Raw genomic sequence first — 17,395 nt, forward strand, 5'->3', positions numbered from 1 at the left:
GACCTAAAAGGAATGAGCCCGATAAAATACCGGGCTCATCACATGAATAATTAAGACTGTTGCGCAGATTTTGGCATGCGCTTCATTGACAGGCCTCCTTTGGCATTCAAGTTCCTGTTGCTATTTGTAATCCGGATTTTGTATAAGTACACCTCCGCTCTTGTCAATTTCTGTTTGAGGCAGCGGCCAATGGTAAAACTTATCCTCAAAATGATAATTGATAAGGCTGGTTTTTACAGCGTTAAGTACCGGGGCGGCAATATGCCATCTTAACAGATCGTAGTGGCGCAAACCTTCGAAAGCGAGCTCCACACGGCGTTCGTGCCTGATGCGTTCACGCATCTGATCTTTGGTATACCCGGCCGGGTAAGCGGGCATATTTACCCTTGCTCGCAAATCGGCCATAGCTTTATAAACTGTTGCATCAGGGCCGGCAATTTCATTTTGAGCTTCTGCGTACATCAGCATCACCTCACCTAAACGCAGTATAACAGCATCCTGCTGGCTAAGGGTTGAAAAACCATAAGGTATATTATTCGGTTCCAGGAACTTGATAGTTCCATAACCTGTAGGCCTGAGGTTTGAAGGATGATGAACTTTACCCGGTCCAAAATAAACAGAATCCGCGTATACGGTTTTAGCCAGCCTGGGGTCGCGGTTTTTGAACTGATTTTTGGTATCAGTTAACGGCGAAATACCATATGGCTGCCCATCTGTGCATTCAAAGGCATCAACCATATTTTGCAGCGGTGCGCAGGCATCCCAATCACCATAATACATATCCCATGGAGCAGTATTGTTTGGAGCCAGGAAGTTAACCGAAAACATGATCTCGGTATTATTTTTCTGGGTAGCATCCCTGAAAATATCCTCAAAATTGGTGCTTAGTTTATACTGGCCCATTAAATCCAAACAAAGGTTCCGCACCTGGGTTAGCATGGCGGCATCAGGCGTACCGGTGCTGCCAAACGCTGCAAATAACAAAACCCTTGCCTTTAATGCCTTTGCAGATGAAGCTGCAGCGTGGCCGCCGTTAGCGTAATAAGCTGCAGCGTTCAAATTGGCAATGCCATAGTCCAGGTCGGCAGTGATCTGGGCAAGCACCTGCGCTGCAGGAACTTTAGGCTGTTTTTGATTACTCAAATCAAGTGGTTGTATAACCAACGGAACGTCGCCATAAATACTGTATAGCTGAAAGTAAAGAAAGGCACGGATAAACCTTACCTCGCCTTCATAAGTTTTACGCTGGCTATCAGAAATATCGGAGCCTTTGTAACTACCTAAATTTTGCAAAAACAGGTTTACCCTTGTAATACCTATATAACTATCGTTATAAATGGCAGTTTCATAACCACCTGTAGTGGGGTTAAAGTTGCCTTGCACAAAATCCTTGGCAGCACCCGAATTAAACTGATTGTATCCATTATCGGTAAAGCCATCTCTGAAACCCATGCCATAAGAAAATTCTTCTTGTTGCAGGGAAGCATAAACCGCTGCCAAAGCTGCGTCAAAGTCTGCTTTCGTTTTATAAAAAGTTGAAGTGGCTATCTGATCATTAGGATTAAGATCAAGAGCTTTTTTACATGCGCCTAAAAACAGCGATGTAATTAATATGATGGTTAATATAATTCGATTTTTCATGTGGGCTAATTAAAAGGAAACGTTCAAACCAAAAGAGTAGATTTTATTTTGCGGGTACTGCACCTGGTCGCCGCTACCATAACGCTCAGGATCAAGGCCTTTAAACTTGGTTATGGTTAACAGGTTATCACCGGCAAAATAAACCCTTAACCTATTGATACCCAATTTTTTGGTAAGCTGTGACGGCAGGGTATAACCAAACACCAGGTTTTTAAGCCTCAAATACGATGCATCCTGTAGGAAATACGATGACCTGCGGCCGATTTTATCGGGTGCGCTTTGCCCGAAATAAAGACGCGGCATAGTGGTTGAAGGATGCTCAGGAGTCCAGGCGTTCAACCAATCGGTAGTTGGCGAAGAGCCCTGTACAAATGGTATGGTACCCCAACCCGATACATATGATTTAACTCCATAAACACCTTGCATCATAGCCGAAAGGTCAAAACCTTTATAGCTGGCCGACAGGTTAAATGAGTAGTTTAGTTTCGGGTAAACACCGCCGATGATGGTTTTATCATTTTGATCAATTTTACCATCGCCATTTACGTCCCGGTATTTCAGGTCGCCCGGTAAGGTAGAGTCAGAAAACTGTTTGGGAGAGTTGGCTACCTCTGCAGCGGATTGGAAAACACCGATAACCTGCAGCATGTAGAATGAGTTCCACGGCTGCCCGTTTTGGTTGATGGTATAATCTCCAATTTCTGTTTGACCAAATTTCACCAGTTTGTTACGGTTATGATCAACGTTTGCGCCTACATTAAAGGCTAAGCCCTTTAAAGCGCCATAAGTTATTACATTATTGTACGATATACCAAGCTCAATACCCCTGTTATTTACCGATCCGTCATTAATGGTAGGTGCACTTAAGCCCACAGCTGCGGTAACCTGTGCCTGCCTCAAAATATCAGACGTTGTTTTATTATACCAATCGGCAGTTAAATTAAAGTTTTTGAAAATGGTAACATCCAAACCAATATCGGTCATAGTAGTGGTTTCCCATTTAATGGCCGGATTGTTGAGGTTTTGCTGAGCTACGCCAGTTAACAGTGTCGAATTATCAAAAGAATAATTGCCGGTAAAGTTTAATAAAGCCTGATATGGATAGTTGGCACCATAGCCGTTCATTACTATATTTTGATTACCTAACTGTCCCCATGAACCTCTTAATTTGAAATTATCCAGCCAGGTTAAATTCATGGCTTTTACAAAAGGCTCTTCAGTAACCCTCCAGCCGGCTGAAAACGATGGGAATACCCCCCATTTGTTTTTACCGGCGAATTTTGAACTTCCGTCATCACGAATATTGCCCTCTAAGAGGTAACGCCCTTTATAGTCGTAATTTACACGACCGAAATAAGACATTAAGGCCCATTGGTTACTGGTTCCGTTTGCGTTTTGAATATCAGAACCACCTGCGTTTAACTCCTGCAGGTCCAGATCGGCAAAGTTTTTACGGTAACCTGATAAGTACTGATATTTACTTTGCTCAATACTATAACCAAATTGTGCTTTAATATTATGCCCATGAAAATTGTGTGCATAGTTCAGGTAACTGAACAGGTTGGTATATACGGTTTGCTCGTCCTGATCTGTTAAACCTTTACCCAGGTCAAGAGATGTTGCCAGCTGATTAGTGCGGAAATTATACTCATCCAACGTGGCTTTAAAGTCCTTGTACTTATCCATGTTAAAGTTCACAGCACCTTTAGTATACCAGGAAATATCTTTAGTAAACTGCACCTCAAACCAGCCCTGAGCGTTTACAGCGTAATCATTGGTGATCCTTCTGAAGTTTTGATCAAGTACAGCTATCGGGTTTTTATTGTTATACTCAAAGTCATAAGCTTTGTAGGTGTACCGCCCGCTACCATCAGCTAAATATGGACCATAAGTAGGTGCCTGCGACATGGCCGAAAGGAAAAGGTCCATAGATGAACCATCCCACTGGCTTGGTGATGAAGGGTTACCGGCCACTGCACCCCTGGTACCTGATTTTAACAATACATTAGTGCCGAATTTTATATGATCGTTAATCTTTGAAGTCAGATTGATCCGTGCGCTATATCGCTTATAATCAAAGCCCCTTTCAATACCGTCCTGGTTAACATATCCCAATGACACGTTATACGTAGTTTTTTCACTTCCGCCGTTAAATGTCAGGTTATGGTTTTGTGTTACAGCAGTCCTGAATATGAGGCTCAGCCAATCAGTATTAGGATAGCGTACCCTATCTGTAGCGTTACGATACAGATCAATCTGGTCCTGCGGATAAAGTGAGTTAGGATCTGTTGTGCCGCTGTTGATGCGTGCCTGGTTAAACATCTCCATATATTGGGCAGAGTTGGTCACCAGTTTAAACATTTTGGTAGGACTGTTGTATCCTAAGTTACCATCGTAATTAACAGACATTTGTCCGGCCTTACCTTGCTTGGTGGTTACAAGCACCACGCCGTTGGCGGCCCTTGAACCGTATATTGACGCAGATGCAGCGTCTTTCAAAACAGATACATTGTCGACATCGGTTGGGTTAAGATCGCTAAAGTTACCGGGAACACCATCAATCAATACCAACGGATCAGAACCGGCGCCACTGAATGTGCTGTTACCGCGGATCCGGATAGATACAGCCTCATTTCCAGGCTCGCCTGAGCCTGTGTTAATCTGCACGCCTGGTGCAAGACCTTCAAGCATAGACGCAGTGTTAACAACAGGACGTTTATTCAATGTCTCGCCGGATACCGATGATACAGCACCTGTAAGGTTTGCTTTCTTTTGTGTACCGTAACCAACCACTACAATTTCGTTTAGTGCCGATGTTTGCTCTTTAAGCGTTACATCAATTTTGGTTTGATTGCCTACAGATACCTCCTGGGTAACAAAACCCACAAAGCTGAATACCAACACTGCGCTATTGTCATTCACAGTAACAGTATAATTGCCATCAATATTGGTTTGTACACCCGTGTTGGTACCTTTAACCTTTACTGTAACACCCGGTAAAGACACGCCTTTCTGATCTTTTACCGTACCGGTAATCGTTATAACCTGTACCGGTTTCTTTTCGGCGGGTTTGGGGGTAACTACAATGGTGGTATTGTTAATTACATAACTAAAAGGCTGATCACGGAAACATTGCTGCAAAGCTTCTTCCAATCCCGCATCTTTAAGGTCGACGTTTACAGGAAGTGCTTTTTTTAGCATTTTGGAATTGTAGAGCACACTATATCCGCTTTGCCTGTGGATGTCTTTAAGCGTTTCAACAAGCGAAGCGTTATTTTTACTAAGACTTATCCTTTGCGCAAACGTGGTTGAGGCACTTACCTGAAGTATCGAAACCAGACACAAGAAGAACGACAATTTCATGATCAGAAATAATTTGGATACGGCACGGGGTATCTGCCCGCGCTTTAATGCAGTAGAATTTTTGTACATTTGAATGTTAGGTTAAATAACTGGTTGTGAGAAAAAATGATCGTTAACTGACCTGATTGCTATCCGTAGCATTGAGCCAGGGGCGGTGCGAACGCTCCTGGTTACTTTCTTTTTGGGATAGCATTATGGAAGTATTAGGTTACTTCATAATGATAACCCTCCTTCCTTCAATTTTATAGTGAATACTACCGGTAAGCTTGATATTATCAAGCAATTCTTTAATGTCTTTATATTTTGAGATGGTACCGCCAAATTCATTTTCCTGAACCTGGGCATCCTGATATTCAACATCTACATCATACCAGCGGCTTACCTGCTTCATGATATTTATAATGCTTTGATCATGAAATATAAAAAAGCCGTTAATCCAGGCCATATTAGCTTCAACATCGGCCTTTTGTACTTTTATTGATGAACCATTTTGGTTTACAGTTCCCTGTTGGCCAGGCAAAAGCATTACTGCTGCCGAGCCTTTGCTCATCTTAACCGAGCCTTCAAGCAGAGTAGTTGTTATATCCTGATTATCGCTATAAGCATTAATATTAAAATGGGTACCAAGTACCTGCACCTGCGTACCGTTGGCCTTAACGATAAATGGATGAGCTTTATCCCTTGCTACCTCAAAATAGGCTTCACCGTTTAATTCAATTTCCCGGTTGGCCCCGGTAAAATACTCCGGGAATTTGATTGACGATGCTGCATTAAGCTGCACCTTGGTGCCGTCTTCCAATACTACCTGGTATTGGCCGCCACGCGGCGTGGTGATGGTATTGATTTGTGGGATGCCTGCCTGCCCTTGTTCGTTTGGCTTTCTGTCAAATTTATAAACCACTAAACCGTTGGCTGCTTTGCTTACTTTTACACCAGCCCCTGCCGCCAGCTGCCCATTTTTGGCGTCATCAAGTAATATTTTATTGCCATTGGCCAAAGTGAGATATGCTTTGTTGCTCCCAGGGAGTATGGTTGTTATAGTATTCTTAACTATTGTACCTGTGATATTATCCTTTTTAACAGGCATAAACAGCAAGCCAGCCAATACAGCTATAGCAACTAATGAAGCAGCCGCCCATAGCCATTTGTAGCTCGTTTGTTTAAGAGGTTTTATGACAATAGCCTTTTGTCTGCTTTCAGTTAATTTTTTCCAAATCCGCGCATGTACATCTGCTTCACTTACCTCTTCATCATCCCAAACCTCGTCGGCTAACTGCATTTCATCACGATATGCATCCAATAGCTGTTTTTCAGCATCGGTGCATTGGCCGCTCATGTATTTTTCATACAGCGCAAGGAACTCGTTCTTAGTTATCATCAGGTTGCAATTGCAGGTTTATATGGTGTTAGTGTAAATTTTATGCCGGCACACACATACATTTTTATTTTTTTTTACGCCCAGGCTTAAAGGTTAAATAATTTTGATCGGCTTTTCCTAATTTTATCCAACCAATTGTATGTACAATTCTCATATTAGTGATCAGGACCTGTGGCTTGCCGTACGTAATAACGATGAGCACGCGTTCGCCGTACTTTTTGACCGTTATTGGGTAAGATTATATAAGACTGCCCTCCGGTACCTGAAAGACCGTGAAAATAGTGAAGAAGCAGTACATGATGTTTTCCTGAATATCTGGGATCGCCGGCATCAACTGGACATAGAATCTGTTCCCAATTTTCTGCTCTCGGCCATCCGCTACCAGGTTTATAATCGCATGCGCGCGGTAAAACGCCCGGTAATTGTGGAGTTAGATAATCTGGAAGCAGGCCTTTTCTCCGACTACAACCAGGCTGATTTCCGGATCAAAAATCAGGAGTTGTTACAGGAACTGAGTTATTACCTGGAGAAGTTGCCCAAGCGCTGCCAGGAAATATTTTATATGAGCCGCATGGAAAACCTAAGTAACCAGGAAATTGCCGTCCGCTTAGGAATATCCAAACGAACGGTTGAAAACCAGATAACCGTGGCGTTGAAACACCTAAGGGGCTGTTTCAAGCAAGTTTCAACGATGCTTTGCCTGTATTATTTGTTGTTTAAATAATACCGGGGAGGTGGCGCACGGCTTTGCGAAGCCTAACATCATTTTAGGTATGAAGAGCTGCTGCGACTCCTCAGCTTTGATTAATAATTATGATTGAATGCTGATGTTAAATACATCTTTTAAAGCGCGTTTGGCGGAATGGTAGCCGCACATACCATGTACCCCTCCTCCCGGCGGTGTGGATGATGAACAGATATAAATCCCCTTTGCCGATGTGCGGTACGGTGAGCGGCGCAATACCGGCCGGGTAAACAACTGGCCAATGTCAATTACCCCGCCGTTAATATCACCTCCGATATAATTGGGATTATAGTTTTCCAGTTGCTCTGTGTTAAAAGTACGCCTGCCTATGATGCGTTCGCGGAAACCAGGGGCAAAACGCTCCACTTGTTTTTCGATAATATCGGTCATATCTTTGTTTGATCCGTTGGGAACGTGGCAGTATGCCCAGGCGGTATGCTTGCCCTGGGGTGCACGGGTATTGTCAAAAAGGCTTTGCTGGGCCAGCAGTACAAATGGTTTTTCGGGGTGCAAACCGTCCCAGATTTGCTGTTCACACGCAGCAATTTCCTTCAGCGTACCCCCAATATGTACCGTTCCTGCTTGCCGGGCCTCTCCTGCTTTAAACGGAATAACATCATCAAGCGCCCAGTCAACTTTAAAAACACCCATTCCGTAACGATAACGTTCCAGTTGCCATTTATACAATGATGAAAATTTATGCCCGGCAATTTGCAGCAGTTGTTTTGGCGTAACATCAAACAAAATTGTCTTTGCCGATGGCAGCTGATCAAAATTATTGATGTAGGTATTGGTTTCTATCCTGCCCCCTATAGATGTAAAGTATGACGCCAATGCCTCCGCTATTTTTACCGAACCACCTTTAGGCACCGGCCAGCCTTTTAGATGCCCGTTAACTATCAACACTAAAGCAATTGCAGATGTGGTAAGATTTGTTAGCGGTAGAATGCCATGAGCAGCCATCCCGGCTAAAAGCCCTTTGGCTTCCTCAGTTTTGAAGCGCTTGGCCAAATAGTTTACTGAAGTTAAAGCAGCCAGCCCAAAAGCAGCCAGGTCGACACGATGTTTGGGGAAAGTAAGCGGACCTAAAACATCAGGCGCCAAACCGGGCCACGAAGTTACCAGGGGCGCCATCAGTTTAATGTAGTTATCCTTGTCGGCACCTAACAGATTGGCAGTTTCAACAACGGATTTTTTAAGTACCGCAGCCGTTCCATTATCAAAGGGATGCGCTGCAGATATTGTGGGATAAATATATTCAAGGCCATGCTCACGCAGTGGCAGTGTTTCAAAAAATGGCGAACCAACTGCCAGCGGATGAATAGCTGAGCAAACATCATGCTTATAACCAGGCAGGGTTAGTTCTTCAGTACGTAAACCGCCGCCAATAGTACTTTTTCCTTCAAGCAGTAATACCGAAAGTCCGTTTTGTTGCAACAATATCGCCGCAGCAAGGCCATTTGGCCCCGAGCCTACTATTATTGCATCATAATCATGTTTTTCCGGTTTCACAGGTATCTGTATTTTTGTATTTGCCCGCGCCTAATTTGCCGTTGGTAAAACGCGCACTGACGATTTAAGCTATCAGGCACAATATACACATCATTTCTTGCCGTCTTACCTTTACGTTCGATAAATTCGGGTAATTTATCCTGCAAATGGCCCCCAATCATGCCGGCGGTAAGGTGTATCTGCTAACCCATGGCCTCCTCCTGTTAATTCCTGGTCTACATATAAACAATTAATTATACTTTCCGTATACAGTCAATATTTACATGATTTTTTGAATATTCGCAACATGAACCAAAACCTGCAGTCGGAATTTCTTTTTATTCAAAAACTAAGAGTTTTATATATAACTACAAAAATATCGTTTGCTTTTTTAAATGAACCGAATTACTATTTATGAGATGTCCTCTTTTACGATTAATTATTAGCTGTCTGATACTTTGTCTTTTCTCTTTATCTTGTAATCGATCACAGCCTCGTAATGTCAATAAAGATGGAGTTTACATCAAAAATGAGAATGGCAAATATTCACTGTACCGTAATGGTGAGCCTTTTTTCATAAAAGGAGCCTCCGGTTTTACCAATTTAAAACGATTAAACGAGGCAGGAGGCAATACGATAAGGGTTTGGGATACCTTAAATTTAGGAAGTATTTTGGATTCGGCGCAGGCACATCATTTAGCTGTAATAGCAGGGTTGCCAATGCCTCCAAGCGAAAGTATAGATGACTTTTATAAAACCCCGAAGGCCAGTGCCCATGTGAGCAAGATTGCCGGGATTGTTAATAGATTTAAGCATCACCCCGCGCTTCTGAGCTGGTGCGTGGGCAATGAGCTTGCATTCCCTTACAAGCCGAAATACAATCAGTTTTATACCATATTTAATGCTGTAGTCGACATGATCCACCAGGACGATCCGCAGCACCCGGTTACTACAACCATTATGTCCTTTCAAAAGAAAAACATTGTCAATATTAAGCTACGGACCAAGATTGACTTCATCTCGTTCAATATTTTTGGTTCGATCCAAACTTTAAATGAAGATCTTCAGAAATTCAATTGGTTTTGGGATGGCCCGTTCTTAATAACAGAATGGGGAATTGAAGGTCCCTGGACCGCCGACAGTCAAAATGCATGGGGGGCTTATATTGAAAATACCAGTACAAAAAAGGCAGAGCAATATCTTTCAACCTATGAAAAGTATATGCCGGTTAATAATTCCAGGTTTCTGGGGTCGATGGTATTTTATTGGGGGCAAAAACAGGAACTAACCCCAACCTGGTTCAGTATGTTTGATGAAAATGGCGCTGAAACCGAGGCCGTTCAGGTGATGCATTATATCTGGACGGGGCAAAAAGCGCCTAAGAAGGCCCCTGTGTTGAAATACATGTTGGTAGATGGAAAAGGTGCCAGGGACAATATCTTATTTAAGCCTGGCATAACAATAAACAGCAAAGTGTATATTGAAGATCCGGACACCACCGGCTTAACATTTAAATGGGAAATATTTGCGGAGGATTGGTTCAAACCCAATGGCGCTTTTAACCAAAAGAAACCAAAAGAGATTAAAAATTTAATAATCGGGCAAAGCGGGCCGGACTTGAAGTTTAAAGTACCCGCCACAGAAGGCCCTTATCGCTTATTGGTTTATGTATATGATCAAAAGGGCTCTTTTGCTACCTCAAACACTCCCTTTTATGTATTAAAGAATCCATGAACAATACTATAAAACCACCTTCCAAACGGCAATTATTTTATTTAAGGCTGATGATTATCATCGGTTTGCTTTGTATGTTTTTTTTAATACATAGCCTGCTCAGAAAATCAGTTATTGGTTATCGGCCGCTATATTGGCTATTAATATCAACCTTTGTTTATACCTTTTTTAAGGTAATATATGAGTGGTATCATTATTGGTCAATAAGCGTTCCGCCTGCTTTACCAATAACGAAACAATATACGGTAGACATATTTACCACGTTTTGCGCCGGTGAACCATATGAAATGATTGTTGAAACACTTACTGCAATTCAGGCTATACATTATCCTCATGAAACCTTTTTGTGTGACGAGGCCGATGACCCTTACCTGAAATCAGTTTGTAAAGAACTGGGCGTTCATCACATAACAAGAACTAAAAAAATCAACGCCAAAGCTGGCAATATTAATAACGCATTAGCCCAGTCATCAGGCGAACTATGTGTAATTCTTGATCCTGACCATATACCCGTACCCGAATTTCTGGATCCGATAATAGCTCATTTTGATAACCCGGAAATTGGTTATGTTCAAATTGTGCAGGCCTATTACAATCATGACATTGGATGGATAGCTAAAGGCGCGGCACAACAAACCTATCAGTTTTACGGCCCCATGATGATGTGCATGAACAGTTATGGCACTGTGCAGGCTATAGGCGCCAATTGTACTTTCAGGCGAACAGCTTTGGAATCCATTGGTGGACATGCGGCCGGGCTGGCTGAAGATATGCATACGGCAATGCAGCTCCATGCACGCAATTGGAAATCCGTTTATGTACCCGCTGTATTGACCCGAGGCCTGGTTCCGGCTACTTTGTCAGCTTATTATAAGCAACAATTGAAATGGTCGCGGGGTGTTTTTGAGCTTCTTGTGACTTCCTACGTTAAACTTTTTAGAAAATTCAACTGGCGGCAGAAACTTCATTACGGTCTTTTACCTTTATTTTACTTATCTGGTTTTGTATTTCTTATTAATTTCTCAATTCCGGTTATATCCCTGTTCACAGATGCTTTTCCGTTAAGGATGGACTTTTCTGAGTTTTTAGTTATCAGTGTTCCTTTTATAACTTCAGTAGTTCTGATCAGGCATTTTGTTCAGCAATGGGTAATGGAGGATAATGAGCGGGGGTTTCATGTGGTGGGAGGATTACTGCTCATAGGTACATGGTGGGTTTTTATATTAGGTTTTGTCTATACTATTATCAGGAAGAACGTTCCCTACATAGCAACCCCCAAGGATATTAAAGATGAAAAAAATTTAAAAAACAACTTACCCAATATTGTAGTGTTGGCTGTATCCATCGCAGCTATTATTTACGGCCTTTACAACGACTGGAATCCCTATACACTTTTTATGTCCGGCATCGTTGGCCTGAATTGTATGTTCATGATATTTATGCTTATCGCAAGTTCAGAACTCAAGTTTCAGGCCTACCTGGATAAACATGCCACATTATTTACGGTCGTTTCAAAAATACAGCATGTTAAAATATTTTTTTGGCTGTTAAGAAGAAAGATATATTTCGGTGTAAGGAAAGTTAGCCTGATACTTAGCATATTAGTGGTTGGCATCTGCATATATGCTTCTCAGGAATCGGATGAAGATGCAAACTTTAATGTTGCGCGTGGTTTCGATGCTAACAATGATAATAGCAAAAAGTCTTTTGCAGAGTTCATCTCTTCATCAGACACCACCGGGTTATCGCAATTGATCAGGCAATCGCGACTTTACAATAGCACTTCGCGAGCGTCTTCAGATACTTCGATAAATATTATTGAACAAGATCCAGTCACCGGTCAAAAACGTTTATCAGTAAACCCTCCATTTTTTTCTTCAGTAAAAGGCGTAATCTACTCTAAAGGAAACTACTGGTACAAGAACATAGCTCCGCTAACCAAAAAAATGATAGTTAATGATTTTGAAGACATTCGAAAAGCGGGGATAAATACCATAAAAATATATGGACCTAATATTTACGACCACTCAATTTTTGAAGCAGCCGCACAAAAGGGCTTAAAAATTAATTATAGCTTCTGGGTGCCTGCCCCATCAAGCTTCATTAATGATACCACCTACCTGCACGAGCAATTCAATATCATCCTTAACACCATAAATAAAAATAAATCAAACCCTAACATCAGTGCCTGGCACTTAGCCAATAGTACCTACCAGCAACTATCCCAATTTTATCATGGGCCACAGTTGTACCAGGCCCAACAGCATTATATCAATTTGTTAAAACGTTTGGTAAATGAAATTAAACATGAAGACCCAACAAGGCCATTAACCATCGACCTTTTATCCTCACCCACACTCAACCCTGCTATGCAAATATTAAAGGAGCAAATACCGGCAATTGATGCTTTCGGAGTAATTGTTGATAATAAACAGTCATTGAAATATGTTAGCCGTGATTTTAAAATACCTTATTTTTTCAGTTGCACTGATCCCGGCGCACTCGAAGGTGTACAGCATTCCGGCGGAATTTTTTACGCTAACTGGCAGGATCAACAAAGCGGCACTGCTGTCACGTTTGACGGTTTAAAAGACGTATGGGGCAGAAATAAACGTTACCTTTATAAAATAAGCAAGAACTGGAATGGCAATACACCTATCTATAATTTGCCCGATATTAAAATACTGAAACCTGCATTAACAACTACTCCGGGGGCATCCCTGCGCTATAACGCCCTGGTATTTTCCTACGGTCACTGGAACATCGCTGCCTATTTAAAAACCGGATTGAAATTTGAATGGTATCTTGTCAAAACAGATAATTGGGGCAATGCAACCGGCATGAAAAAGGTAGGAAATAGTCCGGATGTAAACGTTACAATCCCAAAAAATGATGACAGATACAGGCTGTACCTTGTGGCAACAGATGGTGATAATGTAACTGTTGACTACGCAACATTAAATACCCCTCTTCAAAATTAATCGTCAATGAATAAAAAGTCCGTAAAGATTTATTTAGCGATCAGTTTAGGTATAATCGTCGTTATATCCTTTTGGGGCATTAAACTTTTTCGCAGTGATTATTTTACAAACAACTACTACCGCAGCAACGAACAGGTGGTTGGCATATTTAACCGCAGGAATTTAAGTGATACCTTACCGGCCAAACCTATTATTTGTTACACGGCAGTGTTTAAAAATACAGCTATAAGGTCAAGCCGGGGCAATGTGGATACAGCTTTGGCTAACAATGATGTATTAATCACCGTGGAAACCTGGCTTAAAGGTGTAGATTATCAAAACAACGTTTTAACTGAAGTGCTCAATGGTAGTTTTGACAAGCAGATCCATGAACTGGCTGTTTTGGCGGCAAAAAGTCACCATCAGGTTTTTATCCGCTGGAACCCTGACATGGAAGTACCGGCCAGTGTATTTCCCTGGCAATATAAATCGCCCAAAGACTATATTACTTCATTTAATTATTTTTCAAAAAAAATTAAAATGATTGCCCCAAAGGCACAAATCATCTGGGGGCCCTCAGGTTATCCCGGCGATACCGAATACTGGCCCGGAAATAAGACTGTTGATTATATAAGTATAACACTTGGAAGCCAATCAGAAAATACCACCCACTTTTATCCAAAAGACAGCACGGTTTCTGATATGTTAAAACATAAGCTCCATCGCTTAAGGTTTATAGACAAACCGGTATTGATCATAGATAATAATACCGGAAAAACACCTTTTAAATACAGTTGGCTAAACGAACAAAAAGACTATTTTATAAAATACCGGAATACCGTATACAGTGCCGATAACTACGCGGATAGTGCCGCTAAAAAGCCGGTAAGGACATCGCTCAAGATTGGGGTATTTGACCCAAATAAAAAACTGCTCAATCAACCAAGAATTAGTGTAGAACATCTTTTTACAGATTGGGGCGAAGTTGAAAGAGGCGATTTTGAGAAAAAATTCTCGGAGGTCATTAGCCGTCACCATGATGTTATTGTAACCATGGAACCATGGCGTGACACCAGCGGAATACCGGATACTGCTGTCACGGAAAGTATTTTAAACGGCCGTTATAACAAGCAGATCAAAAAACTATTTAATATAATTTCTGCCACACAGAATATCGTTTATCTCAGATGGATGCATGAAATGGAGATCCCGATCCACCGGTACAAGTGGCAAAGTCAGGATCCGGTTAACTACATCAATGCCTTCAGATATTTTATGCAGTTTGACGGAGGGCCGGGCAAAAATGTCAGAAAGGTTTGGGGACCTGCCGGCGACCGGGGCTCGGCGGATTTTTGGCCCGGAAGCGATGTAGTAGATTATATCAGTATAGCCATTTACGGTTTGCCGGATAAAAACATTACCGATCAGGATAAGCAGGAAGCCTTCAGCACCATATTTAACCGAAAATATTTTCGGATGAGGTTTCTTGATAAGCCTTTGTTCATAACCGAATTTGGTGTAAAAGGATCAGAAAGCTTCCAGGACAAATGGCTTGCCGATGCCGCTGAAACAATAAATGCGAACCCTCATATTTTTGGCGTTTGCTACTTTAATTTATACGACAACCCCAAGGCCTGGGGTGATATTAAAGCCCCTAACTGGAGTATTACTCCGCAGTCGATGCTCAAATTTTGCAGTTTATTGAAACAGTAATCATATTAATGGTTGGTAAAATAGATTACTTTTATTTTCATATTAAATAAATTTATTAAATTATAAAACATAAAACACTACCCTTGGTTGTATCATAACACTATCTACCAAAATCAAATGTTATGTTTCACCATGTAAAAGAACTACAATTTAACGCGCGCGTATCGCGCCCCGATCCCCGGTTTGCCAATTTATTGCTGGAACAGTTTGGCGGAGAGAACGGCGAACTGGCCGCAGCCATGCAATACTTCACACAGGCCTTTGGTGCAAAGGTGCCATACCCCGACAAATATGATATGCTGATGGATATCGCCACCGAGGAATTCAGTCACCTTGAAATTGTGGGCGCCACTATTCAAATGTTGCTCAAAGGCGTGAATGGCGAACTTAAGAATGCTGCCGACAGTTCCGAGATCATGCAGGTTTTGAACGGTAAAGCTGCCAAAGAAGATATAATTCACCAGGCAGTATTCGCCAATCCACAGTTTGGCGTTATTACAGGCGGCGGTGTTACTCCCCGCAACAGCCAGGGCATACCATGGTGTGCAAGTTATATCCATTCAAACGGCGACCTGACCGTCGATCTTCGCAGTAATCTTGCCTCAGAGTCACGCGCTAAACTGGTTTATGAACACCTGATGAAGTTCACAAATGATCCTTACATTCACGAAACACTGTCTTTCCTGATGACCCGTGAAGTGGCGCATTACAAGATGTTTGAAGCGGCTTTAAACGATATCCAGCCGAACTTTCCACCAGGGGTACTGGCAGCCGATCCACGCTTTACCCAGCAGTATTTCAATATGTCTAATGGTGCCGACGTTCACGGCCCGTGGAACGAAGGCGAAATGCCCGATTTGGAAAAAGAATTCATTTACATAGCTGACCCGGTAAAGCACGTCAGGGAAACACAGGGCCTCACCCAACTGGAAGACGATAAGGCGAGGGAACTTAAACAGGCCGAAAAGCTGAATAAGCAAATGAGCCAGGAAAAAAGCACCGAAGTAAAGGACTCTGAGCCCGAAGGCGTGGCGCAATGGAGTACTTACCCTGATAATAATAAAAGGGCCTGAAATACTTAAAAAAATAATGCTACCGGCCGTCATCCTGCTGATGACGGCTTTTATTAAACAGTTGCCCAGGCATTTTTAATGCCGCTAACTCCCCCCCTTTTCGAAAGCTTTACAGCTAACGATTTTTAAGAAAGTTTAAACAACTTTCAATAAGCGTCTGTGTTCCGGCTTTCGTTAGTCAACTCAACAACAACACTTTTTTAAAAGAATCTATGATAACCAAAGAAGAAACACCGCAAAAGCAGGATAGACAGCCAGGTATTGAAGCAAAGATGCATCCGGCTCCGGAATACATTAAAGACAATTATAAAGTCGCCGGCAAGTTGCAGGGAAAAATAGCCCTCATTACCGGGGGCGACAGTGGAATTGGCCGCGCGGTAAGCGTACATTTTGCGCAGGAAGGTGCTAATGTGGCCATCGTTTACCTGGAGGAGGACGAAGATGCCGAAATCACAAAGGACCTGGTTGAATTAACAGGCCAGCAATGCTTGCTCATTAAAGGGGACGTAAAAGACCCGGCCTTTTGCAAACACGCGGTACAACAAACCAAACAAGAATTTGGCGAACTCAATATCCTGGTGAACAATGCAGGTATGCAATTCCCGCAAAAAGACGTCAGGGCAATTGATCCCGGACAACTGGATGTTACCTTCCGCACCAACATATTTGCCTATTTTTATTTTGCAGAAGCTGCATTAGATCACATGCATGCAGGCGATTGCATTATCAATACCACTTCGGTAACCGCCTATCGTTCTTCGCCTTCGCTTATTGATTACTCATCAACCAAAGGCGCTATCACTACCCTTACGCGATCACTGGCTACCAACCTGACAGAAAAAGGGATCCGGGTTAACGCCGTAGCACCCGGACCGGTCTGGACCCCACTTATTGTATCCACGTTCGACGAAGAAAAGATCAAAAAGTTTGGCAGCGAAACGGCTATGAAACGTGCCGGACAGCCTTCTGAGCTTGGCCCCGCCTATGTTTTCCTGGCTTCAGACGACTCTTCCTTTATTACAGGCCAGGTAATCCATGTAAACGGCGGCGAAGTAGTAAACGGATAAGGCGACACCTGTTAAAAGTAAACCCAAGCACAACGTCAGTTATCTTCCTCCGGGCAGAGCCCGACTTCTCAGTAAAAGAAAATCACCTTTTTTTTATTGTTATAATAACATCACCATGAAAACAACAAATTGATAATTGCAGTTCCTCTACCTCACCATAGAAAAATAGACGGCTCGCCGATAGCAGCAGTGTAAACAGGGGCGGCGGGCCTTCGTTATTTCATCGGTTT

The 17,395-nt window shown here is 42.4% G+C and carries 10 protein-coding genes; 6 read left to right on the plus strand and 4 right to left on the minus strand.

The genetic code is table 11. The features are described 5' to 3' along the window. Nucleotides 1-120: 120 nt before the first annotated feature. The 3 genes from J3L18_RS11380 to J3L18_RS11390 form a co-directional block, all read right to left on the minus strand. The gene (locus J3L18_RS11380; protein WP_129567717.1) at nt 121-1,641 is read right to left on the minus strand and encodes a RagB/SusD family nutrient uptake outer membrane protein; all 1,521 of its coding nucleotides are present in this window, start codon (nt 1,639-1,641) and stop codon (nt 121-123) included. Between the two features lie 9 nt (nt 1,642-1,650). Next, a complete protein-coding gene (locus tag J3L18_RS11385) occupies nt 1,651-5,073 on the minus strand; it encodes a TonB-dependent receptor (protein WP_208102456.1) in 3,423 nt (1,140 codons plus the stop codon). A 139-nt stretch (nt 5,074-5,212) separates the two neighbouring features. Continuing rightward, on the minus strand, nt 5,213-6,382 hold the full coding sequence (locus J3L18_RS11390; RefSeq protein ID WP_129567718.1) for a FecR family protein: 1,170 nt from the start codon (nt 6,380-6,382) through the stop codon (nt 5,213-5,215). Between the two features lie 139 nt (nt 6,383-6,521). Between J3L18_RS11390 and J3L18_RS11395 the strand changes: the two genes are divergently transcribed. Further along, nucleotides 6,522-7,106, plus strand: coding sequence for an RNA polymerase sigma factor (locus J3L18_RS11395; RefSeq protein ID WP_129567719.1), 585 nt, complete (start codon nt 6,522-6,524; stop codon nt 7,104-7,106). 87 nt (nt 7,107-7,193) lie between these two features. Here J3L18_RS11395 and J3L18_RS11400 read toward each other — a convergent pair whose 3' ends face one another. Then, complete coding sequence (locus J3L18_RS11400; RefSeq protein WP_129567720.1) at nt 7,194-8,639, minus strand: phytoene desaturase family protein; 1,446 nt, start codon at nt 8,637-8,639, stop codon at nt 7,194-7,196. 699 nt (nt 8,640-9,338) lie between these two features. Between J3L18_RS11400 and J3L18_RS11405 the strand changes: the two genes are divergently transcribed. From J3L18_RS11405 to J3L18_RS11425, 5 genes are all read left to right on the plus strand, one after another. After that, nucleotides 9,339-10,352, plus strand: a complete 1,014-nt coding sequence (locus J3L18_RS11405; RefSeq protein WP_189549019.1) for a glycoside hydrolase family 2 TIM barrel-domain containing protein — start codon at nt 9,339-9,341, stop codon at nt 10,350-10,352. A 287-nt stretch (nt 10,353-10,639) separates the two neighbouring features. Further along, nucleotides 10,640-13,333 carry a glycosyltransferase family 2 protein gene (locus tag J3L18_RS11410; protein ID WP_208102455.1) on the plus strand — a complete coding sequence of 898 codons (2,694 nt, stop codon included), beginning with the start codon at nt 10,640-10,642 and terminating at the stop codon, nt 13,331-13,333. A gap of 6 nt (nt 13,334-13,339) precedes the next feature. Beyond that, complete coding sequence (locus J3L18_RS11415; protein ID WP_129567723.1) at nt 13,340-15,025, plus strand: glycoside hydrolase family 26 protein; 1,686 nt, start codon at nt 13,340-13,342, stop codon at nt 15,023-15,025. Between the two features lie 122 nt (nt 15,026-15,147). Then, the gene (locus tag J3L18_RS11420) at nt 15,148-16,098 is read left to right on the plus strand and encodes a manganese catalase family protein (RefSeq protein WP_129567724.1); all 951 of its coding nucleotides are present in this window, start codon (nt 15,148-15,150) and stop codon (nt 16,096-16,098) included. Nucleotides 16,099-16,310: 212 nt separating this feature from the next. Further along, complete coding sequence (locus J3L18_RS11425) at nt 16,311-17,165, plus strand: SDR family oxidoreductase (RefSeq protein ID WP_129567725.1); 855 nt, start codon at nt 16,311-16,313, stop codon at nt 17,163-17,165. Nucleotides 17,166-17,395 lie beyond the last annotated feature (230 nt).

Source organism: Mucilaginibacter gossypii, assembly GCF_017569325.2.
Lineage (GTDB): Bacteria > Bacteroidota > Bacteroidia > Sphingobacteriales > Sphingobacteriaceae > Mucilaginibacter > Mucilaginibacter gossypii.